Below are 23,793 nucleotides of genomic sequence, written 5' to 3' on the forward strand. Positions count from 1 at the left end.
GGGAGCCCCCAAGAACGGCGTCGACAGCAACGGCACTTTTTTAGGGCCGACTAGCTGCGGTGAACGACGCCGTATAATTGCCTTATGCCGCTTGTTCACCAGACAGAAGATCTAAGATCTCCTGAACACTGGTGGTTTGCGCCAGACGTTCGATTACGCCTTCGTCATCCAGTGCGTTGGTTAAGCGGGCAATGACCTGAATGTGCTCGTTATTACGCGCGGCGATGCCGATAACCAGTCGAGCGACATCGTCTGGTTCGTCACCGAATCGAACGCCGTGAGGGTATTGACATATGACGATCCCGGTGCGTAATACGCGGTCTTTGGCTTCTACGGTGCCGTGTGGAACGGCGATAGATTCTCCTAAATAGGTTGAGGTGAGTGCTTCGCGGGCGAGCATGGCGTCGATGTAATCCGGTTCGACATAGCCGCCAGATACCAGCATTTCACCGGCAAAGCGGATGGCTTGCTCTTTGGTGTCGGCGGTTAAGTTCAGGAAGATATTGGCTGCGCTGAGTTTAAACAGATTCTCTTCGCGGTCGGCTGATTCAAATGAGTCATCGTTAGCGGCAATGATTGTTTGGTTGATCAAGCGATTATCGTTGGCTGCCTGCGGTAGCTTAGCCGCCAGTAAACGGGTTGTAAGATCGGTATACAGGCCGCTATCAAGGAAATTGCTTAATGAAATATGCATCGCCTGTGGTGCGTGGCGCATCGCGCGTTCGGTTAAATCTTGATGAGTGATCACCAGATCAACATCTTCAGGCAGGCTGTTAATCGCGCAGTTCACAACGGAAATATGGCTCAGCCCTGCGTCTTTCACCTTTTTACGCAATACTCCTGCGCCCATAGCGCTTGAGCCCATCCCTGCGTCGCAGGCTACGATGATTTTGCGCACATGATGTAAATCTTTAGACAAATCAAGCGTGGCGCGCATGGCTGGCTGAGGTTCTGCCCCAGTCACTTTTCCACCCGATTTAGACTGTTGTTTCATACCTTGCATACGGCGAGTAGCTTCAGCTAAGCCGTTACTTTCTTCATCACCGACGCGAGCGCGTTTAAGCAACATGGCAGAGGTTAGGAATGAAACCAGCGTTGAAGCCATAATCGACAGCACGACACCGATGAGCGAGGCCTTTGGTGTCATCAGCAAGACTGCGAAAATAGAACCTGGAGATGCAGGGGAGACTAAGCCAGCGTTAAAGAGGGTTAGCGTGAATACGCCGGTCATGCCGCCCAGAATCACGGCCAGAATTAGGCGTGGATTCATTAACACATACGGGAAATAGATTTCGTGGATACCGCCGAAGAAATGGATGATTGCGGCACCGCCAGCAGACTGTTTTGCACTACCTTTACCGAAGAACATGTAAGCCAGTAAAACGCCTAACCCTGGGCCTGGGTTTGCTTCAATCAGGAAGAAAATAGATTTGCCGGTTTCTGTTGCCTGCTGAATACCTAACGGAGAGAAGATTCCGTGATTGATGGCGTTGTTCAGGAACAAGATCTTAGCGGGTTCGACGAAGATAGACGTTAATGGCAGCAGATTGTTCTGCACCATGATATTCACGCCAGCCGCTAATATTTTTGACAGTGACTCTACCAATGGCCCAATCGCCATGAATGCCAGCATCGCCAGCAGCATGCCAATAATGCCTGCGGAGAAGTTGTTTACCAGCATTTCAAAGCCGCTTTTTATTTTGCCGTCAACCCAGCGATCAAAGCGTTTGATTGCCCAGCCACCTAGTGGGCCTGCAATCATTGCGCCCATGAACATTGGCATATCTGCGCCAACAATAACGCCCATGGTGGTAATCGCACCCACGACACCCCCACGTTCACCGCCGATTAAACGGCCACCGGTGTAACCAATCAATAATGGCAGCAAGTAGCTGATCATTGGGCCAACCAGCTTGGCTAAGGTTTCATTTGGCAGCCAGCCGGTAGGAATAAATAAAGCGGTAATCAAACCCCATGCGATGAATGCGCCGATATTGGGCATCACCATATTGCTGAGGAAGCGGCCAAAATTCTGTACCTTGACCTTGATATCTGGTGATAACATAAAACACCCCTCGTGGTGCGCTAAGATGTTGCGCGTCGTAATAGTTGTGGTGGTTTCGCCAAAAACCGTCCTGTCGTTCTGTATGCAAAATCGACTCTATCACGCCGTTTTCATCTCGCGTACCCCGAGGGGGATTTGTGATCTTGATCTCGTAACGCCCCCCTCTATTGGGGTGTTTATGGTGACGTTGATCACATAAGTAAGCTGAAAGTCTGCTACAACGTTAAAATATCGCCCGTTCTGGGTGGTTTTATGTGACGTAAATCACTTAAGTTGTTAGTGGTTTTGTTTTTAAATTGTGATTCTCTTCACAAGTTATTTTGCATCCCATCAGCACGCCATCAACACACCTCAGCTTTTCACCCAACGCGTTGTAAAATTACATGTAGTGTTTTTTGGGTATAAAAAAGGCCCCAGAGGGGCCTGAATTTGGATCAAGAAAGATTAATTCTGGAAAATAGCCGCGCTGCGGTTTTTCGCATTTAACAATTCTTGATGCTTGGCAGCAATTGAGGTCATTAACTGATTGTATTGATCTACCTGCTGCTGGGTTTGTAGCTGGATGCTTTGGTTATCAAAGCGCGCCTGAGTCCCAATGCTTTGCAGGAAATCACCGACCTGAATCAAATCCTGTGACAGGCTTGCAGCCATAGGAATAATTGGCATCACGGCATTCGCCGGATCGGTGACGACTTTGGCAAAGGCTTGATCATAAACTGCTTTTACATCATCAGGCTGTTTTAATGCAGCTCGTGCAGTGTCTGCGGTCGATTTTGCACTTTGGATCTGTTGGCCGAGCAGGTTTAGTGCACCAGCTTCCTGACGCAAATCGTCGCGTTTTAACAGGTAGTCCTGAGGAACACGGATCTGATCGATAGTGGTAAACAGCGGATTTAAGCTGCTATCCATAGAACGGCTGAAATTCTGTGAAAACGTCACTAAAATCGCGTAATCGCTGACATAGTTGCCGAGTTTCTGCTTTTGGTCTTCGCTCAGGGTTGGCACGGTGATGCTGCCACGCATGACGGTATTTTGCAGATAGTCGATGAAAGCTTTACGTTGTTCTTTATCGTTGTCGCCACAGCCAGCTAGTTGAAACGCCATAATGACGGCGAAAATTGGCATCAACCAACGCTGTGCCTGTTTAGTTACTGCAAATGACATGTAATTACTCCTGTAACCACGCGAAAAAATTCGGTCGATATCATTCTGTTGAAATTCTACTCATCAAGTTAGTTTAACCTGATAATTTTGGGATAACAGCCAGAAAGTAAAAAACCCGCCAAAAGGCGGGCTTTATTTTACTCTCGGGATTACTGCAGAACAGAAATATCCGCAACCTGTAGGAACAGATCGCGTAGCTTACTCAGCAGTGTCAGGCGGTTGATGCGTACTTGCTCATCTTCAGCCATAACCATAACCTGTTCGAAGAAGTTATCTACCGGCTCACGCAGCGCGGCCAGTTCTGATAAGGCTTCTTGGTAGCGGCCTTCAGCAAACAGCGGTTCCAACTTATCGCGCAGAACAACTAGATGGGTTGCCAGTTTGATTTCTGCCGCTTCTTTCAATACGGAAGCATGGACATGATCGCCCAGTACTTCGGTTGATTTTGCCAGAATATTGGAAACACGCTTATTGGCTGCAGCCAGTGTTGCGGCTTCAGGCAGTGTGCGGAAGTGGGAAACCGCCTTCACGCGTGCATCAAAGTCAGCTGGTTTGGTTGGACGACGAGCCAGTACCGCCTGAATAGTGTCAACGCTGTGGCCTTCTTCCTGATACCAAGCACGGAAACGGCCCAGCATGAATTCCACTACATCATCAACGACATTCGCGTTAGTCAGCTTCTGTCCGTATAAGCGCGCAGCTTCTTCAGTTAGCGTAACCAAATCCAACGGCAGCTTTTTCTCAACGATAATACGCAGCACACCCAGCGCAGCACGGCGCAGAGCAAACGGGTCTTTATCGCCTTTAGGATGCTGACCAATGCCGAAGATACCGGCAAGGGTATCCATTTTATCGGCAATCGCGACAGAACATGCCACCAGAGAATCTGGCAGTGCATCACCGGCGAAGCGTGGTTGGTACTGTTCGTTCAGGGCAACGGCAACTTCTTCGTTTTCGCCGTCGTGGCGTGCGTAATGCATGCCCATAACGCCCTGTGTATCGGTGAATTCGAAGACCATATTGGTCATCAAATCACACTTGGACAGCAGGCCTGCGCGGGTCGCCAGATTGACGTCAGCGCCGATTTGTTCTGCAACCCAACCAGACAATGCTTCAATGCGGTTGGTTTTGTCGCGCAGCGTTCCCAGCTGTTGCTGGAACAGAACGGTTTCTAGACGAGGCAGATTGTCTTCCAGGCGCTGTTTGCGGTCGGTCTTGAAGAAGAACTCTGCATCGGCTAAACGTGGACGAACAACTTTCTCGTTGCCAGAGATAATCTGCTGTGGGTCTTTAGATTCGATGTTGGTGACGAAAATAAAGTTTGGCAGCAGTTTTCCGGCAGCGTCATACACAGGGAAGTATTTCTGGTCACCCTTCATGGTGTAAACCAGCGCTTCAGCGGGTACGGCGAGGAATTTTTCTTCAAACTTGGCGGTCAACACCACTGGCCATTCAACCAGAGAAGTCACTTCTTCCAGCAGGCTTTCGCTCATATCGGCGACGCCGCCGATTTTCTGCGCAGCTAGCTCAGCGTCACGTTTGATGATGGCTTTACGGGTGGCGTAATCAGCGATGACTTTGCCACGCTCCATCAAGATTTGCGGATATTGCTCGGCGTTATCGATGGTGAACTGTTGTTCGCCCATGAAACGATGGCCGCGGATCACGCGATCGGACTGCACACCAAGAATAGTGGCAGGGATCACTTCGCTACCCAGCAACAGCGTGACGGTATGAACCGGACGCACGAACTGAGTGTCGTTGTCGCCCCAGCGCATCAGTTTTGGAATTGGCAGCTTGCCTAATGCATTGGTCACCAGCGTTGGCAGCAGTTGCTGTGCGCTCTGACCTTTTTGGTGCGCGCGGAATAATAGCCATTCACCTTTGTCGGAGGTCAGACGTTCAGCCTGATCGACGGTGATGCCACAACCACGAGCCCAGCCTTCGGCGGCTTTGGTTGGCTTGCCTTCAGCATCGAATGCCTGAGCAATAGCTGGACCACGTTTTTCAATTTCGCGATCGGGCTGAGATTCATGCAGCGCCGCGACTTTCAGAGCCAAGCGGCGCGGTGCAGCGAACCAAGTCACTTCGCCATGGGTGAGATCTGCGTTATCAAGTTCAGCGGTAAAATTAGCTGCAAAAGATTCTGCCAGAGAGCGTAGCGCTTTCGGTGGCAGCTCTTCGGTGCCGATTTCCACCAGAAAAGTTTGTTGGGTCATGGCTGCCTCAAATATTCTCTAATTTAGAATCGTCGCTTTTTTTACACATTGGGAAGCCCAGCGCCTCACGGGAGGCATAGTAAGCTTCAGCGACCGCTTTGGTCAGGGTACGAATACGCAGAATGTAGCGTTGGCGTTCGGTAACCGAGATCGCCTTGCGCGCGTCCAGCAGGTTAAAGCTGTGTGCGGCTTTCAGAATGCGTTCATACGCTGGCAGAGGCAGAGGTTTTTCCAACTCCAACAACATTTTGGCTTCTTTCTCATACTGCTCGAAGCAGGAGAACAGGAAATCGACGTCTGCGTATTCAAAGTTATACGTGGACTGTTCCACTTCGTTTTGATGGAACACGTCGCCGTAGGTTGTTTTACCCAACGGGCCGTCGCTCCATACCAGATCGTAAACGCTGTCTACGCCCTGAATATACATCGCCAAACGTTCCAGACCGTAGGTGATCTCTCCGGTTACCGGCTTACATTCCAAACCGCCAACCTGCTGGAAGTAAGTGAACTGAGTCACTTCCATGCCGTTAAGCCATACTTCCCAGCCTAAGCCCCATGCGCCCAGCGTTGGGTTTTCCCAGTTGTCTTCAACGAAGCGAATATCGTTCACCAGCGGATCCAATCCCAGCTCTTTCAATGAGCCCAGATACAGTTCCTGAATATTTTCTGGTGATGGCTTAATCACTACCTGAAACTGGTAGTAATGCTGTAAGCGGTTAGGGTTTTCGCCATAGCGGCCATCGGTTGGACGGCGAGATGGTTGCACGTAGGCAGTTGCCATTGGCTCTGGGCCGAGTGCTCGCAGGCAGGTCATTGGGTGTGAGGTGCCAGCGCCAACTTCCATGTCCAGTGGTTGAACAATGGTGCAGCCTTGGCGCGCCCAATAGTCCTGCAGAGTCAGGATCAGCCCCTGAAAGGTCTTGGTATCAAACTTTTGCATATTGGATGAGTTCGCGCGATACAAGTGGATTTATATAGAATGTTGCAGTATACCGCCTGAACGTAAGATATACAGCCCGAATCCCGTCTCAAAGGGTGGGATTTTGCGTGTATTTTGCCATAAAACATGGCAAAGGCTGGGAACATTCTCCGTGAAGGTCGAGTTAAAAGTTGGCGCTAACGCCAATGTTGTACATAAATTGCTCGCTATTATTGAGGCGATTGGTCTGCGATAGCTCGGCAAATGCGGCCATATAATCGGTTAGCGGAATATTGGCACCCACGGTGACATCAACCCAATGAGCTTCTTGATTGGGGATATCCCGGCTAAATAAGTTTTGCGGCGAGCTAAATTCTCCCACCTGTTTATAAGACTCGTTGCTCGATAAACGCTGATAGCTGATTTCAGCATAGGGCGTGAACAATTCTAGATTGGAATCTAACCGCCAGCCCAAAGAGCCCACTTGTTGTTGGGTGGTTGGATTTAACGCCGCAGAGGCCAGCGAATTGCTGCCCACCCAGTGCGTTGAAAACCCAGGTTCAATGGACGTTGAGGCGCGATCGAGCGGCACGATATCGCTCGTGTCACTGTTATTAAAAAAAACATCTTTCAAATCATACGACAAAGCAGGTAATGAGAGCAGGGCGCAACTCACTAAACAAACAGATGCCAGAGGTCTAATCATTGATGCCACTCCATTAAAAGGGAGGCGTTATTCGTTATTATTTTATGGTGCTGCACTCTTAACTATTTGACGAGGTTGCGACTGCGTCAAGGTGGGTTGAAATAAATAGTTAACGCTGCACGAAGCGTTATAGTTGTCTCTCACATTGTCGGCATTGTTGCCCAGTAAACAGCACTAAAACCCCAATGATTCACAAAGGGTTTCTGACAAGGAATAGGATTATGAGCCAGACGTTTGAAGATAAAAAAATTCGCTGTGGTTGGGTCTCATCCGATCCCCTGTATATCAGCTATCACGATAATGAATGGGGGCAGCCCGTCTACGACGATGCTCATTTATTCGAACTACTGTGTCTTGAGGGGCAACAGGCGGGGCTTTCGTGGATAACCGTGCTGAAGAAACGTGAAAACTATCGTAATGCTTTTCATCGCTTCGATCCGCGCAAGGTGGCGGCGATGACGGACGAGGATATCGATGCGCTGATGCAGGACGCTGGTCTTATCCGCCATCGTTTGAAATTAGACGCCATTGTGGTTAACGCCCGTGCCTATATGAAAATGCAGCAAGAGGGTGAGAATTTTTCTCAGTTCCTCTGGTCATTTACCGAAGGCAAGCCGCAGCTTAACCGCCCTGAAACCCTCGCCAATGTTCCTGCAAAAACCGAGATTTCTGACGTGATGTCCAAGGCGCTGAAGAAGAAAGGCTTTAAGTTTATTGGCTCAACCATTTGTTATGCTTTTATGCAAGCCAGCGGCATGGTGAACGATCATGTCAAAACCTGCTTTTGTGGGAAGCACTAAGCCATGATCCGCTCTGCTGTGAAACAAGATATGCCGGCTATTATGGCGTTGTGGCTGGTTAGCACTACCGAGGCGCATCCGTTTATTTCTGCGCAGTATTGGCGTGAAAGCGAAGCCGTGGTGCGTGATACCTATTTACCTAATGCGCTCACGTGGGTGGCTGAAGATAAGGGGGAAATCATCGGGTTTATCAGTGTGCTTGAGCAGCAGTTTATTGGTGCTTTATTCGTGGATAAACGTTATCACGGCAGAGGCGTTGGGCAATTGCTGATGATGCATGTGAAGATGATTTTTCCGCAGCTGATGCTCGAGGTGTATCTGGAGAATCACCGCGCGCTGCGTTTTTATCAGCATGAGGGGTTTCATATTCAAGATACACAGTTCAATGAGGATACACAGCACAAAACGGCCATTATGTTATGGGAGAAAACTCCTAGTGCTTAGCTTGAAGATTAAACAAATCCTGCTATTTGGCGTGTATTTGTCTAATTTATTGGAATTTTAGGAATTGTGACCATTATTTTTTAATGGGAATTTGCTGAAATGCCACCGCCGTAGATCCCGATTCACGGTTTTGAGCATGATTTTTTTGGGTCAGTGGATTACTGGCCTGTTACAGCAAATATCTTGAGCGATTACGCTCTGTGCAAGATGAGGTTCCATAAATGAGTAAAAGCCGTTTCTGTATTGCTGGCGCAGTATGCGCTGCGTTGCTGCTGTCTGGTTGTACAACCAACCCGTATACCGGTGAGTCCGAAGCAGGCAAAGCCGGCGTGGGCGCAGGTTTAGGTGCGCTGGTTGGTGCAGGCGTGGGTGTTCTGTCCTCTTCTAAGCACGATCGCGGTAAAGGCGCACTGATTGGCGCTGCAGCAGGTGCTGCTTTAGGCGGCGGTGCTGGTTACTATATGGACGTTCAAGAGTCGAAACTGCGCGACAAAATGCGTGGTACCGGTGTGAGCGTAACGCGCCAAGGCGACAACATTGTGCTGAATATGCCAAATAATGTGACCTTCGACTCCAGCAGCAGCACCTTGAAACCGGCCGGAGCCAATACCCTGACCGGCGTGGCGATGGTTTTAAAAGAGTATCCTAAGACCGCGGTTAACGTGGTGGGTTATACCGATAGCAGCGGTAGCCAAGATCTGAATATGCGTCTTTCTCAGCAGCGTGCCGACAGCGTTGCAAGTTCTCTGATTGTTCAGGGCGTTGAAGCAAGCCGCGTTCGTACTCAGGGCATGGGCCCTGCGAACCCAATCGCGTCAAATAGCACAGCAGAAGGCAAAGCTCAGAACCGTCGTGTTGAGATTACGTTAAGCCCGATGTAATAGAGCTTAATTCAGGCCACTTAAGAGATCGAGATACACGGGTCTACCACACTGCGGGGCGATCCGGCGGCTTACGCCGCTACGACCCATCGGTGTGCTCCCCCAAAAATCGGGCTTAAGTGTCCAGTATTAATGTAAAACATTTCATCTTTTAGCCTCCTGCTTTGCCTGAGGAGGCTATTTCCTCAACCTTATCTCATCAGTTCCCCTGTGGTTATGCTAAATTTGCCTATCCGTTGAATTTCAGAGGAACACGTCGTGAGCAGTCAGGGAACCCGCGCCACCATCAGTGATGTCGCCAAGGCCGCTAAAACCGGTAAGACTAGCGTTTCGCGCTATTTAAATGGCGAGCAACACCTGCTGTCCGACGATCTCAAACAGCGCATCGAACAAGCCATCCAACGCCTTAATTACCGCCCAAGCCAGATGGCTCGCAGCTTAAAAGGTGGGCAAACGCGCCTTATTGGTATGATCATCGCCGATATCACCAATCCCTATTCTGTGGACGTTTTGCGCGGCGTTGAAGAAGCCTGTCGTGTGCAAGGTTTTACTTTGCTGGTGTGTAATACCAACAACGAAATCAATCAGGAGCAGCATTACCTTGAGCTGTTAAGCAGCTATCGCGTTGAGGGATTAGTGGTTAATGCGGTGGGAATGCGTGAAGAGGCGTTATCTAAGCTACAACAGTCTTTGCTGCCCATGGTGCTGATTGACCGAAAAATACCAGACTTCTCCTGCGATATGGTGGGGTTAGACAATCATCGCGCCGCCACTGAAGCGACTCGGCATTTAATCGAGCAGGGCTTTGAAGCGGTGATGTTTTTAAGTGAGCCGCTGGGTTTGGTTAATACTCGGCTTGAGCGTTTGCATGCTTTTCAAAGCACGATGGCGGAATGCCCTGAGCTGATCGCCTGCCATGCCGAAGTTGTGCTTAACAAGGGTGAACTTCTGGATCAGGCATTGAGCCAGTTTTGTCATCAGCATCGGGGGATGCGTAAAGCCGTGATGTCTGCCAACGGTGCATTAACCCTGCAGGTGGCTCGCTCCCTGCGTCGTTTAGGCCTTAATTGGGGCAGCGATATTGGCTTGCTTGGTTTTGATGAATTGGAGTGGGCAGAGCTGGCAGGGGCGGGAATTACCACGCTTAAGCAGCCGACCTATCAGATCGGCTACGCTGCGCTAGAGCTATTAGTGAACCGCATCCAAGGCGACGCACAGCCTACCGTTGAACAAAAATATCCCGGCGAGCTTATCGTTCGGGGCTCAACGTTGCGTTAGTTAGGCGGGAGTCCCTTTACGTAACAAATAGCGATAGGGCGCTTGCTCGGTTTCTTGCGCAATCAGTTGATGATCCATAAAACGACAAAAACCCGGAATATCACGGGTGGTTGCCGGATCATCCGCGATGATCAGCAATGTTTGCCCATCATCCATATGGCGTACTGTTTTACGCACCATCATCACAGGCTCAGGGCAGCGAAGCCCAAGTGCATCCAGCGTTTTATCAGGATTAGCGAAAAGATCGGTCATGGTTTTTCTCTGAAGGCCGATTTGCGCAATCGTACTGGCGAAGGGCTACGGCTGAGTGAAATTTAAAACGCCTCTAGTTTACCTGCTGAAAAATAGTCTGCAAGAGACGTGAACGTTTGCGTTAAAATTAACCATTGCATGTGGAAATTATCGCGGTATCATCCCTGCCGCATCTCAGATGCACACATTTTCATTGGGTTCCCTCACCCCAATCTCCAAAAAGGCCAAAATATGTTTGATTTTACTCCGCAACAGCGGATGAAAGCCCTTTGCTGGCTTTCTGTTTTTCATGTTCTGATTATTACGTCCAGTAACTATTTGGTGCAGTTGCCGATCTCGATTTTCGGTTTTCACACCACGTGGGGCGCATTTACCTTCCCGTTTATTTTCCTAGCAACAGACCTCACCGTCCGTGTGTTTGGTGCGCCTTTGGCTCGTCGAATTATTCTGGCGGTTATGGCGCCTGCGCTGCTGATTTCATATTGTATTTCAGCGCTGTTCTTTCAGGGAGAATGGCAAGGTTTTGCCGCGTTGGGCGAGTTTAATGTGATGGTGGCGCGTATCGCGACCGCAAGCTTCATGGCCTATGTTCTTGGGCAGATCCTTGACGTGCATGTCTTTAACCGCCTGCGTCAGCGCAGTGCGTGGTGGGTGGCACCGACGGCCTCAACGTTGTTTGGTAATATTAGCGATACTTTGGCATTCTTCTTTATCGCGTTTTACCACAGCACAGACCCGTTCATGGCCGCTAACTGGGTTGAGATCGCGCTGGTGGACTACACGTTTAAATTACTGATTAGTTTGATTTTCTTCCTGCCAATGTACGGCGTCATGTTAAACGTGGTTCTGAAGTATCTCTCAGCTAACCGCCAAGATCCGCATCCACAGTTGAATTAAAAAACGTATCGCGATGCCGAGAAGCGCTTTTTCTCGGTATCGTATATGCTGATGTCCCTGAGCCTCGGAGGATGTCATGCCCGCGATTAACGTCAAACTCGCTACCGTTGAAGATGTTCATCATCTTTATAACCTGCTGCCTGAATTCTCCTCGTTACACAGCCTGCAAGATTTAATTAACCGACTGAATAATAAAGAAACATGTATATTAGTTGCCTATAAAAATGAAAAACCTGTCGGTTTTAAGTTGGGTTATGCGCTTAGCGACACCACTTTCTATAGTTGGTTAGGTGGTGTACTTCCTCACTCTCGCCGCGACGGAATAGCCCAAGTCCTATTGCATACACAGGAAGATTGGGTTTTAAATCATGGCTATCAGCGTATCGAAGTGAAAACCAGAAACTGTTTTCCGGCTATGCTGATAATGCTCATAAAAAATGGCTACCAGTTATCTGAGCTAGAAGTGGCTGACAACATAGCTGATAACCGAGTCCGACTGGTGAAGTGCCTAACGCACGGAACCAATGATAAGTAGCGAAGCTACAATATGTTACTTGCATTTAGTGCACCGATAAGGTGCGATACGTTTATTGGTCAATCGAGACGTTAGGACAATAGAAGGAATTACCATGCGTAATTTAGTGAAGTTTATGGGAGTGGGTTTGCTCGTGGCAGGACTTGCCGCGTGTGATGGCCAGTCGACTGATAACGCCACCTCTGCAGCTAAAGGATCTACACCGGTAGAAGCTAGCGTACCTGCCGGAGAGAACATTAGCCTGCTTAACGGGAAAGTGACCTTTACGCTGCCGGCAGGCTTAACTGACCAAAGCGGTAAGCTAGGCTCTCAATCAAACAGCATGCACGTTTACGCCAATAAGAGCGGCCAGCAGGCGATTATTGTGATTATGGCTCCGCTGCCAGCAGACAGCCTGAGCACATTGAGTGGTCGTTTGGTTGAACAGCAGAAATCTCGTGATCCAAGCCTGAATGTGCTTTCCGATAAGAGCATTGAGGTGAGTGGGCAGCAAGCTCAGGAAGTGAATAGCCTGCAAACGGCTAAAGGCCAAGTCTCCTATTCCAGCATCGTACTGGCTAAAGCTGGCGATCAGTTGATGACCATGCAGGTCTCTCTGCCGGGTGAAAATCAGCAGGAAGCGGCCAATATTGCCAACGGTGTGATTAATACTCTGAAGATTACCGAGTAATTTTCTGTGAAAGCCCTCCCTATGCAGGGAGGGCTGGATGATTAGTTTACTACGCCGTTAACCATCTTCTGTGTCACCTGTTGCCCACTCGCATTCTGCGCGCTTAGCGTGGCGTTTACGCTAGGCTTAAGCGGTGCTTCACCGGTCAGTACGCCTTGTAACCCAAGCTGCATATTGACGTCACCTGTGATCGGCAACGCTGGCCATCCCCATTCAACCAGTTGATCGGCGGGAACCGCTTTCCCCTTAAGATCTAAGCGGAGTTGGCGGCCAGACTGAGTGAGCGACGCGGTCGCTTCCAATATTCCCTTTTGCGATAACGCGCTGAGTTCAGTGGCGCTAATTTGCTGGTCGTTCGCGTTCAAGCTGATCGAAAGCTTTTGCAGATCGACCTTATTAAACGTTGCGCCGCTGGCGTTGAACGTTGCTTGACCGTCCCATAGACCAAACAGGCGGTTATGAACTAAGCGAACGTTGCTGCCGAAGCCGTCCAAAGCGGTAATTTGGAAAGGGAATTCAGGATTGATATCGACAATCAGATTTCGGCTGCTGGAGAACTTGGTCACGATCACATCGTTTAACCAAGCAGGCAGCGGCATTTGCCAGATTTCACGCCAGTTTTGCGGTAGCGTATATTCCAAGCCAACGAGAGTAATTTCATCGAGGGTAAGATGTTGATTACTGCTCAACCAGTTGCCGCTTGCTCGAAGCAAACCGCCTTCCCAGCGAGTACTTAACTGTTTTATTGCCACTCCCGCATTGGAAAGATCGGCGCTAAAGATAGGCTCAACAAAGTGCACATTGCCCACGATGATATCGTTAGCATTAAAGGCGATAGACCCTTTATCACTTTGCCAGCTGCCATTGCTCCACGTTACACCGTTCAATTCTCCGTCTAAATCACTGAGCGCCCAGCCTGCACCTTCCAGCTTGGCATCGGTAATACTCATTTTCCCCAGCGTGATTGCTGGAAGTTGCTTCAGCGGCGCAAAGAAAGCATCGATAGATTGGCTGGTCTGCCAGTGGAGATTGCTTAGGCGTAAGTTATTGATTACCCAACTCCCATCGGCATTGCGTACACCGTCGGCAGTGGCTTGTCCTTGGGCAAATTCAGCGCCCGCGTTGCTTATTGTGAGCTGCCCCTGCTTATCGTTACCTTGGATCAGTACGTTCTGTGCAGGAATATCATTTAGCGTTAACTTGCCAGCGCTGAACTGAAATTGATTGTTTTTGCCAAAAATTTGCCCTGAGACAGGCTGCCACGGCGAAACATAACCGTTGACCTGAGAAGCGCTTACTTTTTGTTGGGGCTCATCTTGTTGCACCTGCATATTGAGCATGCGCAGGCTTTGGGCCTGAATTGGCAGTGCAGTTTGAGCCGTGGCTGAAAGCGTTAGCGATCCATTTTCGAGCGTGACGCTATCGAAATCTTTCGGTTCGGTTAGCTGGCGTACGCTGAGCGATAAACTGATTTTTTCAGCGCGTAGAAAAGGAGGCTGACCAGCGTTAGCGAGCGTGACATCGTGCAAAGTCATTTCTGCGGGGTCGCGAATGTCGTGGTGTATTTTCCCAAGCGACAATCGATATTGAGTATTTTCGTTCACCCACGTGCTGATGTGACGGGCACCCCATGTGGTCTGTGCAATCACATAAGCCACAATACCCAGCGCGATGATTATCGCGAGCAGGATTAAAAGTAGTTTTCCAATAAATTTCACGGCATTAGTCCTTCAGGCCAAAGGTACTTTAGTTTATGCCGTATTAAGTAAGATGGCTCAAGGGATGAAATGTAAACACCAATAAAAAAGGCCGAATGCAGAAACATCCGACCTTTTTTAGCCATTTATGCGGTATTAATCTTCGTGTGGGAAAACCAGATTTAAGACTATGGCAGTAATACCGCCAGCCGCAATGCCTGAGGACAGCAGGGTTTTCATCCAATCCGGCGCGAATTGTAAAATCAACGGCTGCTGAGAAACCCCTAAACCAACGGCTAAAGAGAGCGCCATAATCATAATGGCGCGGCGGTTTAATGGCTCACGTGAGACGATACGAACGCCAGATGCCGCGATAGTGCCGAACATCACGATGGTTGCGCCTCCCAGAACGGGCTCTGGGATATGCTGCACAAAACCTGCCACCGCAGGGAACAGGCCTAACACAATCAGCATGAGGGCGACCACAAAGCCCACATAGCGGCTTGCAACACCGGTTAACTGGATAACGCCGTTATTCTGGCCAAAGCAGGAATTAGGGAAGGTATTAAACACCGCCGACAGCATCGAATTAAGCCCGTTGGCGAGAACGCCGCCTTTAAGTCGCTTCATGTAGAGCGGGCCAGAAACTGGCTGCTCGGATACGTCTGAGGTTGCCGTAATATCGCCGATAGTCTCTAAAGACGTCACCATAAAGACCAGCATCAGCGGGATCAGCAGGTTCCAATCAATGCCCAGGCCATAATAGAGCGGAGTTGGCACCATCAGCAGAGAGGTGGTTTTTTCCATATTGCTGGTGTCTGGCAGCATACCCATCGCCCACGCCAGCGCGTAGCCAACGGCCATGGCGATAACCAATGAAGATACACGCAGATAAGGATTGCGCTGACGGTTAAGCAAAATGATCACCACCAGAACGGAACCGGCCAGCATCAAATTGCTCGGAGCACCGAAGGTGTGGTCGTTCATAGCGCTGTAACCGCCGCCAATAGAAACCAAACCGACCTGAATCAGCGATAAACCGATAATCATTACCACCACACCGGATACCAATGGCGTAATAATTCGGCGTGCTAGGTGCAAGAAACGCGAGAGGATAATCTCGGTGCAAGAAGCTAGCATCAGCGTTCCAAAAAGCGTTGCCATCATAGTCGGAATATCGGCTCCGCCGTTTTTCAACGCCATCCCACCCATAATCAGAGGGCTAACAAAGTTAAAGCTCGTTCCCTGAATAGACAACAAACCCGAACCAACAGGGCCCCAGGTTTTGATTTGCAAGATAGACGCCAGTCCAGAAGCGAATAGCGACATGCTGATAATGTGTTGCGTGTCCTGCGCCGGAAGACCTAACGCCTGACAAATCAGTAGCGCGGGCGTAATAACCGCCACAAACATGGCGAGCAAATGTTGGCAGGCAGCGAAAAGGGTTTGCGGGAGAGGTGGACGGTCTTCGAGACGATATATCAGCTCACTTTTGGCCGGCGCGGTAGCGCTAGGCTTCGCGGTTGAAGAGTGAACTTGGTCGAACTCAGTGGATGGCGTGGTCATAATCCATATTCCAGAAGCAACAATGCACGCATTTTAATGATAGCCGTCACAAAAGCAATCGGTTGCGCACAAATTTACCTAAAAAGGATGAGACTTTTGGATCGCATTATTTGCTAAAGAAACTTGCTCAAGGGTTACGTTTTGCTTTCTAATTAAGCGTTTGTCCCCTTCATTCTTGAAGCGCTCTGCACCAATGCTGCTCCAATTATATTGGGGATGTCGTATTTGAATAACGGTGAGAAAACTATAATTATTTGAAATAAATTAAATTATTACATGGAGTAATAAAATGATTCATCTGGACGTTTACGGTACGCTAGTCGCGGCGACCTTGGTGCTTCTTCTCGGGCGCCAAATGGTACAAAAAATCCCTTTCCTAACGAAATACACTATCCCTGAACCTGTTGCTGGCGGTTTGCTGGTGGCATTGGGTTTTCTGTTGCTTAAGCAAACCACGGGTTTTGAGGTCGGTTTTGACATGTCACTCAAAGATCCGTTGATGCTCGCTTTCTTTGCCACTATCGGTCTTAACGCAAACTTAGCCAGCCTGAAAAAAGGTGGTAAGGCGTTGAGCATTTTTGTTTTTGTGGTTGTGGGATTACTGCTGGTACAAAACGCCATTGGTATTGGCATGGCGAAAATGCTGGGCCTTGATCCCCTGATGGGGCTATTAGCGGGCTCAATTACGTTGTCCGGTGGACACGGTACGGGCGCTGCGTGGAGTAAGGTTTTCAGCGAACGCTACGGGTTTGAGAATGCGACTGAAGTTGCCATGGCATGTGCCACCTTTGGCTTGGTGCTCGGTGGGTTGATTGGTGGGCCTGTTGCTCGCTATTTAGTCAAACATTCATCAACGCCTAACGGAACGCCGGACGATACGGAAGTCCCAACCGCGTTTGAAAAACCCTATAGCGGCCGCATGATCACGTCGCTGGTGTTAATTGAAACACTGGCTTTGATTGCGATCTGTCTAACCGTGGGGCATGTGATTGCTGATTTCCTCCGTGGAACGACGTTCGAGCTGCCAACGTTTGTCTGCGTATTGTTTGTCGGGGTTGTGTTAAGTAATACGATGCATGCGGTTGGTTTCTATCGTGTGTTTGAGCGTGCGGTATCGGTGCTCGGGAACGTGAGTTTATCGCTGTTCTTGGCCATGGCATTGATGAGCCTGAAACTGTGGGAACTTGCCTCGCTGGCGCTACCGATGCTGGCCATTTTGCTGGTTCAAACGCTGGTGATGGCACTGTACGCTATTTTTGTTACCTACCGAATTATGGGCAAAAACTACGATGCAGCGGTGCTAGCCGCAGGCCATTGTGGTTTTGGCTTAGGCGCAACGCCAACGGCGATCGCCAATATGCAGGCTATTACCGATCGTTTCGGTCCGTCGCATTTGGCTTTCCTCGTAGTACCTATGGTTGGCGCGTTCTTTATTGATATCGTTAATGCGATTGTGATCAAGCTGTACCTGATGCTGCCGGTATTTCCTGCGGTGATGGGGTAGTTTTCGGTTATTGCGATCTGACCCCAACCCAACCCTCCCCTTCGCAGGGGAGGGAGCAGTTTGGTGATCTCGATCAGCGCCTTCCCCTGAGTAAGGGGAGGCTGGGAGGGCTTTACACGAGATTATGCGTTGGTATATCGGCTGCGTTCAGGCAGCCAGCGCTCGATAAGTGCCTGCGCATGTTCTGGGTAGTTTTGGTGAATATGGCGTGCAATGCGCTGAACTTCAGGAATAAGCGCTTGATCGCGGAGCAAGTCAGCTACCTTAAACTCTGCACTACCGGTCTGTTTGGTCCCTAATAGCTCACCGGGGCCACGAATTTCTAAGTCTCGTTGAGCAATCACAAAGCCATCATTGCTATCACGTAATACCTGTAGACGTTTCTGCGCGGTTTGGCTCAGCGGCGTTTTATAAAGCAGAACACAGTGTGATGCTACGGCACCGCGCCCGACGCGGCCACGCAGCTGATGTAACTGTGCCAAACCCAATCGCTCAGGGTTTTCAATGATCATCAGGCTGGCGTTAGGCACGTCAACGCCAACTTCGATTACGGTCGTGGCGACCAGCAACTGAGTTTCACCCGCCTTAAATGCACGCATCACCTCCTGTTTTTCTGCCGCTTTCATGCGCCCATGAACTAACGCGACTTTAATTTCAGGCAGGAGCAACTTGAGCTCTTCTGCGGTAGCCTCTGCGGCCTGAGCCTCCAGCATCTCTGATTCTTCAATCAGCGTGCAGACCCAATAAGCCTGTCGGCCCTCTTTTAAACAGGCATTTTTAACGCGCTCAATGACGTCGGTGCGGCGTGAATCTGGAATGGCAACGGTGGTCACCGGCGTTCTGCCTGGCGGCAGCTCATCAATAACTGACGTATCGAGATCGGCGTAGGCGGTCATCGCCAGCGTGCGCGGGATAGGGGTCGCAGTCATGATTAACTGATGAGGATGAAAACCTTGCTCTTCGCCTTTTTCCCATAGGGCAAGACGCTGATGCACGCCAAATCGATGTTGTTCATCAATGATGACCAGCGCTAATCCAGAGAATTGCACCTGATCTTGGAAAATGGCGTGCGTGCCCACGATCATATCGACTTCGCCACTGGCAATAGCTTCCATCTGTGTCTGACGCGCTTTGCCCTTCTGTTTGCCAGCCAGCCAGCCAACTTTTAATCCTAGCGGTTCAAACCACTGACGAAAGTTATTAGCGTGCTGCTCGGCAAGTAGTTCAGTGGGTGCCATTAAGGCAACTTGTTTGCCATGCGCGATAGTTCGCAGTGCGGCAAGTGCGGCAACCAAGGTTTTACCCGATCCTACGTCCCCTTGAACCAAACGCATCATGGGGACAGGCTTCGCCATATCGGCTTCAATATCAGCGACTACGCGCTCTTGCGCACCCGTTGGTTTAAAGGGCAAAGAGGCCAGCATCTGGTTTTTGAGACGGTCATCCACAGAAAGCGGCAGCGCTTTATGGCTTTGCGCTCCGGCTCGTACTGCAAGCATGCTGAGGTTATGAGCCAGCAGTTCTTCTAAAATTAAACGACGCTGCGCGGGATGTTTACCATGCTCTAGATCGGCAAGCTGCATATTTGGCGGTGGACGATGCAGCATACGCAATGCATCTGGCAGACTCATTAACCCTTGGCGCAGTTCATCGGGCAATAGTTCTGCGATGGGCACCGTGTCGAGCAAGGCCAATGCTTGGTCGGTTAGCTTACGCAATGTTGCCTGACGAATACCTTCGGTGGTGGGATAAACCGGCGTAAGGGCTTCTTGCAGCTCAACGTTCTCGGTTTCACCCTGAATTTTATATTCAGGATGGATAATTTCTGCACCTAAGTTACCGCGTTTGATTTCACCGTAGGCTAAAACATGCTTACCGGCAGACAGGCTATTTTTCATCGCAGCGTTAAAGTTGAAGAAGCGCATCGTCAGCATACCGGTGCCATCGCTTATCTGGCTGGTCATCATGCGGCGGCGGCCAAAGCTAATATCGGTGCGCAGCACTTCGCCTTCTACGGTCGCAAAAATGCCGGGTAGAAGATCGTTGATAGCGTACAGACGGGTGCGATCTTCATAGCGCAAAGGCAGGTGCAGCAGCAGATCTTGGATATTCTCCAGACCTATTTTGGCGAGTTTACCTGCTTGGCTGGCGCCAACGCCGGCTAAAGAAGTTAATGCGATAGCATCCAGCAAGCGGCCTTTCATCGTTAGCCTTTAGTTGACTGCATGGCATCCCACCATGCTTGAGGGGCATCGATTTGCCCTTCGTTATCGATACGTGGGCGCGGCAGTTTCTTGCGTTTGGCGACGTTGGCCAACACGGGATATCCACCTTCCCACAGTAAACGCTGTTGGTCTTCTTCGCTCAGCGGGCTGTGTTCGCGTTGATACATGCCTGCATTTTGGCGCTGGCGTTGGGCTTCATACAATATAAGCGCCGAAGCCACTGAAACATTGAGTGACTGAACCATGCCGATCATGGGAATGATAATGTCTTGATCGGCCAAGGCGAGTGCTTCAGCCGTGATCCCGTGTTTCTCTTGCCCCATCAAAATGCAGGTCGGGCGCGTGTAGTCTATTTCACGGAAATCAACGGCGGTGCTGGAGAGATTCGTAGCCAGAATTTGCATGCCTTCAGACTTTAACGTCGAGACAGCGGAGGAGATATCTGGATGCGTTTTTACGGATACCCAGCTGTTGCTGCCTGCTGCGGTAGATACCATGGTACGCATGCTTTTTCCTGGCCATACGGCATGGACCTGATGCACGCCCACGGCGTCAGCCGTGCGGATAACGGCTGAAACGTTATGCGGTTTGTGTACTTGCTCCATACAGACGGTAAGATCCGGCTGTCGGGTGGCAAGCATCTGACAAATCCGCGCATAGCGTTGAGGAGTCATAGAGTTAGTTTCGGTTGCGGTTAACTTTAATCACATCCGGCATGATACGAATTTTACGCATGATATTCGCCAGATGGACGCGATCGCGGGTGGTCAGGCGGATGAAGGCGCTGTATACCCGGCCATCTTTCTCTTCGGTATTCATGCTCTGAATATTTGATGCGGTGGCATTGATTGCAGCCGTCAGATTCGCCAGCGCGCCCTGATGGTTAAACATATCCACTTTGATTTCAGCAATGAATTCCTGCTCAATGTCTTTATCCCACTCCACGGCCATAAACTTCTCTGGCTCTTTTTGATAGCCACGAATATTGCGGCAAGACTCGTGATGAATGACCAGACCTTTACCTGGGCTCACGTGCGCAATAATCGGGTCACCTGGAATTGGACGGCAACATTTGGCAAAGGTGAGTAGCACGCCGTCAGCGCCTTTGATCGGCAGTTTACGGCCTGAACTTGAGCTGCTTTGTTGCGGCTCGCCTAGCAGATTTTTCGCCACCACGACGCTCATGGCATTGCCTAGGCCGACTTCGGCCAGCAGGTCATCCATCGAATGAAGCTTCATGCGATCCAATTCGCGCTGAATATTCTCTGGAGGCAGGTCAGACAGCTTACGCCCGTTGCCGAGCGCGTGATTTAACAGACGGCGGCCAAGGCTTACGGAGTCATCGCGCTTGAGGTTTTTCAACATCTGGCGGATTTTAGCGCGAGCTTTGGAGCTGACGACGAAGTTCAGCCATGCTGCATTTGGGCGAGCGCCCGGTGCAGTAATGATTTCAACGTTTTGCCCGCTGTGCAGCGCCTGAGACAGTGGATATGGCTGTCTATCGACGCGCGCGCCTACGCAGGCGTGGCCGATGTCGGTGTGTACGGCGTAAGCAAAATCGACCGGCGTTGCTCCCGCAGGGAGTTCGACAATGCGACCTTCCGGCGTGAACACATAGATTTCGTCTGGGAATAGATCGGATTTAACGCTCTCAATGAACTCGAAGGAGCTTCCTGCGCTTTGTTGCAGTTCGAGCAGGCTTTGCATCCAGCGTTGTGCACGGATTTGCGCCGTGGTGCTGGATTCGCCTTCTTTATAAGCCCAGTGAGCAGCAACACCCATCTCTGCCATTTGGTCCATGTCTTCGGTGCGAATTTGCACTTCGACAGGAACACCGTGCGGGCCAATCAGCGAGGTATGCAGTGATTGATATCCGTTGGCTTTAGGAATGGCAATATAGTCTTTGACGCGGCCCGGACGCGGCTTGTACAAGCTGTGCGCCTGACCCAAAACGCGGTAGCAGGTGTCCACATCCTTGACGATCACGCGGAAAGCGTAGATATCCATAATGGAGTGAAAACGCTGCTCTTTGAGATGCATCTTGCGATAAATCGAGTACAGATGTTTTTCTCGACCGTTGACGTGACACTCAATCCCCGCTTCGGTGAGACGACCTTCAATCTCAGAAAGAATCTTCTGGATCATCTCTTTACGATTACCACGAGCGGCTTTCACCACTTCTTTGATAACGCGATAGCGGTTTGGATAGAGGGCTTCAAAACCCAGCTCTTCAAGCTCCGTTTTTAGGTGATGGATACCTAAACGATGTGCCAGAGGGCTATAGATTTCCAGCGTTTCACGCGCAATGCGACGACGTTTATCTGGGCGCAAAGAGCCCAGCGTGCGCATGTTGTGCGTGCGGTCGGCGAGTTTAATTAAGATCACGCGAATGTCCTGCACCATCGCCATGATCATCTTACGGAAGTTTTCTGCCTGAGCTTCTTTCTTGTCACGGAATTTCAGCTTATCCAGCTTTGACACACCCTCAACCAGTTCGGCAACGCTTTTGCCAAACAGTTGTTCCATATCTTGATAGGTAGCGGGCGTGTCCTCAATGACGTCGTGCAATAACGCCGCCATCAAGGTTTCGTAGTCGAGGCGCATTTCTGCAAGAATGCAGGCCACCGCGACCGGGTGAGTTATGTAGGGCTCACCGCTGGAGCGTGTCTGTCCCTCGTGCGCATCGCGCGCGACGAGGTATGCCTGTTTAAGGCGCTTGATCTGCTCTTCTGGCAGGTATTTTTGAATCAGCAGATTCAGGCTTTCAAACAGATACAAAGGCAGCTCTTCGTGTTAATTAACGACGGCCTTCAGCAATTGCAGTCACCGCTTGAATTTCTGCGGCTTCTTGCTCTTGCTGTTCCTGGCGCTCACGTACGTCGAGGATCTGGTTGTTGATCAGACCTTCTTCGATTTCGCGCAGGGCGATAACGGTGTACTTATCGTTCTCTTCTGGTACTAACGGATCTTTGCCGCCAGATTGCATTTGGCGTGCCCGACGAGCAGCGACCAACACCAGGTCAAAACGGTTACCAATTTTCTCTACAGCGTCTTGAACAGTTACGCGTGCCATAAATGTGCTACTCCACAGGTGAAGAAATGACTGGGCATGATACTGAAAGAGTCTTCAGTCTGCCAACAATTTGGTTATTAACGCGTCATGTCGCATTTTCTGGCGACCTAAACGCAGGCGTTCAGCGCGGATAATGGTTTTGAGATCGGACAGCGCCAAATCAAAATCATCATTCACGATGAGGTAATCATATTCGGCATAGTGCGTCATCTCGGCAACGGCTTGCGCCATGCGTTTGGCGATGACTTCTTCGCTATCCTGACCACGACCGCGTAAGCGGCGGCCTAACTCATCTTTCGATGGTGGCAGAATAAAAATGCTGCGTGCCTGCGGCATTTTCTTACGAATTTGTTGTGCGCCCTGCCAGTCGATATCAAGGAAGACATCCACGCCGGTCGACAAAATCTGCTCAATCGCTTTACGCGATGTGCCGTAATAGTTGCCAAATACCTCCGCATGTTCAAGGAAGGCATCTTCCCCAATCATCTGGCGGAATTCGTCATGAGAGACGAAATAGTAATGCTCGCCGTGATTTTCGCCAGGACGTTTGGCACGAGTGGTGTGCGAAATCGAAACCTGCGTATCGTACAACGGCTGAGTTTTCAGCAATGCCTGAATCAGGCTGGATTTTCCTGCCCCGCTTGGCGCGGAAACAATATATAGCGTGCCTTGAACCATAGTGGGTCTTATTGATGTCGTTCGTGTTAAAAGAACAAAAGAAAGATACAACTCCCCGTAGTATACACGGCTACTCGCCGTGATGCAGCGCCCACTTTCAGTCTACGGCGTGAATTTATTTGTCATCTCTGCGCATTGCGAGCCCGTTTGCAAAAAAAGTGCAATCTCATGTCAGTTATTAAATCTGTGATGAATCCGTTTCGCAAAGGCCAGCAAGACC

Annotated in this window: 21 protein-coding genes; 8 read left to right on the top strand and 13 right to left on the bottom strand. The window is 50.1% G+C overall.

Going from position 1 to position 23,793, the window contains the following annotated elements; translation table 11 throughout:
- Positions 1 to 82 precede the first annotated feature (82 nt).
- The 5 genes from BN1044_RS07495 to BN1044_RS07515 all read right to left on the bottom strand — a co-directional run bounded on the left by BN1044_RS07495 (position 83) and on the right by BN1044_RS07515 (position 7,073).
- Positions 83 to 2,065: a PTS mannitol transporter subunit IICBA gene (locus BN1044_RS07495; protein ID WP_072308166.1), complete on the bottom strand. Its 1,983-nt coding sequence runs from the start codon at positions 2,063 to 2,065 to the stop codon at positions 83 to 85.
- A gap of 444 nt (positions 2,066 to 2,509) precedes the next feature.
- Positions 2,510 to 3,229 carry a DUF3053 domain-containing protein gene (locus BN1044_RS07500; RefSeq protein ID WP_043490008.1) on the bottom strand — a complete coding sequence of 240 codons (720 nt, stop codon included), beginning with the start codon at positions 3,227 to 3,229 and terminating at the stop codon, positions 2,510 to 2,512.
- Positions 3,230 to 3,378: 149 nt separating this feature from the next.
- Complete coding sequence (gene glyS / locus BN1044_RS07505; protein ID WP_072308167.1) at positions 3,379 to 5,448, bottom strand: glycine--tRNA ligase subunit beta; 2,070 nt, start codon at positions 5,446 to 5,448, stop codon at positions 3,379 to 3,381.
- Positions 5,449 to 5,455: 7 nt separating this feature from the next.
- A complete protein-coding gene (gene glyQ / locus BN1044_RS07510; protein ID WP_004094047.1) occupies positions 5,456 to 6,388 on the bottom strand; it encodes a glycine--tRNA ligase subunit alpha in 933 nt (310 codons plus the stop codon).
- Between the two features lie 163 nt (positions 6,389 to 6,551).
- Positions 6,552 to 7,073: an autotransporter domain-containing protein gene (locus BN1044_RS07515; protein WP_072308168.1), complete on the bottom strand. Its 522-nt coding sequence runs from the start codon at positions 7,071 to 7,073 to the stop codon at positions 6,552 to 6,554.
- 221 nt (positions 7,074 to 7,294) lie between these two features.
- Between BN1044_RS07515 and BN1044_RS07520 the strand changes: the two genes are divergently transcribed.
- The 4 genes from BN1044_RS07520 to BN1044_RS07535 all read left to right on the top strand — a co-directional run bounded on the left by BN1044_RS07520 (position 7,295) and on the right by BN1044_RS07535 (position 10,476).
- Entirely contained in the window at positions 7,295 to 7,873 is a 579-nt protein-coding gene (locus tag BN1044_RS07520; RefSeq protein ID WP_072308169.1) for a DNA-3-methyladenine glycosylase I, read from the top strand.
- A 3-nt stretch (positions 7,874 to 7,876) separates the two neighbouring features.
- Entirely contained in the window at positions 7,877 to 8,317 is a 441-nt protein-coding gene (locus BN1044_RS07525; protein ID WP_072308170.1) for an N-acetyltransferase, read from the top strand.
- 221 nt (positions 8,318 to 8,538) lie between these two features.
- Positions 8,539 to 9,198 (top strand): OmpA family lipoprotein, encoded by a 660-nt coding sequence (locus tag BN1044_RS07530; protein WP_072308171.1) that lies wholly within the window; start codon positions 8,539 to 8,541, stop codon positions 9,196 to 9,198.
- Positions 9,199 to 9,456: 258 nt separating this feature from the next.
- Positions 9,457 to 10,476: a LacI family DNA-binding transcriptional regulator gene (locus BN1044_RS07535; RefSeq protein WP_046457310.1), complete on the top strand. Its 1,020-nt coding sequence runs from the start codon at positions 9,457 to 9,459 to the stop codon at positions 10,474 to 10,476.
- On the opposite strand, the gene tusA is transcribed toward BN1044_RS07535, so the two are convergent.
- A complete protein-coding gene (tusA, locus tag BN1044_RS07540) occupies positions 10,477 to 10,728 on the bottom strand; it encodes a sulfurtransferase TusA (protein WP_040045256.1) in 252 nt (83 codons plus the stop codon). It abuts the gene before it with no gap.
- A 231-nt stretch (positions 10,729 to 10,959) separates the two neighbouring features.
- On the opposite strand from tusA, the gene BN1044_RS07545 reads away from it, so the two are divergent.
- From BN1044_RS07545 to BN1044_RS07555, 3 genes are all read left to right on the top strand, one after another.
- Entirely contained in the window at positions 10,960 to 11,625 is a 666-nt protein-coding gene (locus BN1044_RS07545) for a 7-cyano-7-deazaguanine/7-aminomethyl-7-deazaguanine transporter (RefSeq protein ID WP_025797284.1), read from the top strand.
- Positions 11,626 to 11,701: 76 nt separating this feature from the next.
- Positions 11,702 to 12,160, top strand: a complete 459-nt coding sequence (locus BN1044_RS07550) for a GNAT family N-acetyltransferase (RefSeq protein WP_072308172.1) — start codon at positions 11,702 to 11,704, stop codon at positions 12,158 to 12,160.
- A gap of 94 nt (positions 12,161 to 12,254) precedes the next feature.
- Positions 12,255 to 12,830 (top strand): DcrB family lipoprotein, encoded by a 576-nt coding sequence (locus tag BN1044_RS07555; RefSeq protein ID WP_072308173.1) that lies wholly within the window; start codon positions 12,255 to 12,257, stop codon positions 12,828 to 12,830.
- Positions 12,831 to 12,871: 41 nt separating this feature from the next.
- Here BN1044_RS07555 and BN1044_RS07560 read toward each other — a convergent pair whose 3' ends face one another.
- Positions 12,872 to 14,548 carry an AsmA family protein gene (locus BN1044_RS07560; RefSeq protein WP_072308174.1) on the bottom strand — a complete coding sequence of 559 codons (1,677 nt, stop codon included), beginning with the start codon at positions 14,546 to 14,548 and terminating at the stop codon, positions 12,872 to 12,874.
- A 135-nt stretch (positions 14,549 to 14,683) separates the two neighbouring features.
- On the bottom strand, positions 14,684 to 16,093 hold the full coding sequence (locus BN1044_RS07565) for a nucleobase:cation symporter-2 family protein (RefSeq protein ID WP_072308175.1): 1,410 nt from the start codon (positions 16,091 to 16,093) through the stop codon (positions 14,684 to 14,686).
- Between the two features lie 289 nt (positions 16,094 to 16,382).
- On the opposite strand from BN1044_RS07565, the gene gltS reads away from it, so the two are divergent.
- Positions 16,383 to 17,597, top strand: a complete 1,215-nt coding sequence (gene gltS, locus BN1044_RS07570) for a sodium/glutamate symporter (RefSeq protein WP_072308176.1) — start codon at positions 16,383 to 16,385, stop codon at positions 17,595 to 17,597.
- Positions 17,598 to 17,719: 122 nt separating this feature from the next.
- Here the strand turns inward: gltS and recG are convergent, their stop codons facing one another.
- Genes recG through gmk form a run of 5 tightly spaced genes read right to left on the bottom strand, consistent with a single transcriptional unit; the run spans position 17,720 to position 23,573 of the window.
- Positions 17,720 to 19,801 (bottom strand): ATP-dependent DNA helicase RecG, encoded by a 2,082-nt coding sequence (recG, locus tag BN1044_RS07575; RefSeq protein WP_072308177.1) that lies wholly within the window; start codon positions 19,799 to 19,801, stop codon positions 17,720 to 17,722.
- 2 nt (positions 19,802 to 19,803) lie between these two features.
- Positions 19,804 to 20,496 (bottom strand): tRNA (guanosine(18)-2'-O)-methyltransferase TrmH, encoded by a 693-nt coding sequence (gene trmH, locus BN1044_RS07580; RefSeq protein ID WP_025797270.1) that lies wholly within the window; start codon positions 20,494 to 20,496, stop codon positions 19,804 to 19,806.
- A gap of 4 nt (positions 20,497 to 20,500) precedes the next feature.
- Positions 20,501 to 22,600: a bifunctional GTP diphosphokinase/guanosine-3',5'-bis pyrophosphate 3'-pyrophosphohydrolase gene (spoT, locus tag BN1044_RS07585; RefSeq protein WP_046457304.1), complete on the bottom strand. Its 2,100-nt coding sequence runs from the start codon at positions 22,598 to 22,600 to the stop codon at positions 20,501 to 20,503.
- A 19-nt stretch (positions 22,601 to 22,619) separates the two neighbouring features.
- Positions 22,620 to 22,895 (bottom strand): DNA-directed RNA polymerase subunit omega, encoded by a 276-nt coding sequence (gene rpoZ / locus BN1044_RS07590; RefSeq protein ID WP_004094076.1) that lies wholly within the window; start codon positions 22,893 to 22,895, stop codon positions 22,620 to 22,622.
- A gap of 54 nt (positions 22,896 to 22,949) precedes the next feature.
- Entirely contained in the window at positions 22,950 to 23,573 is a 624-nt protein-coding gene (gmk, locus tag BN1044_RS07595; RefSeq protein WP_072308178.1) for a guanylate kinase, read from the bottom strand.
- Between the last annotated feature and the right edge of the window lie 220 nt (positions 23,574 to 23,793).

The sequence above is a fragment of the Hafnia alvei genome, from assembly GCF_900095695.1.
GTDB lineage: Bacteria > Pseudomonadota > Gammaproteobacteria > Enterobacterales > Enterobacteriaceae > Hafnia > Hafnia alvei_B.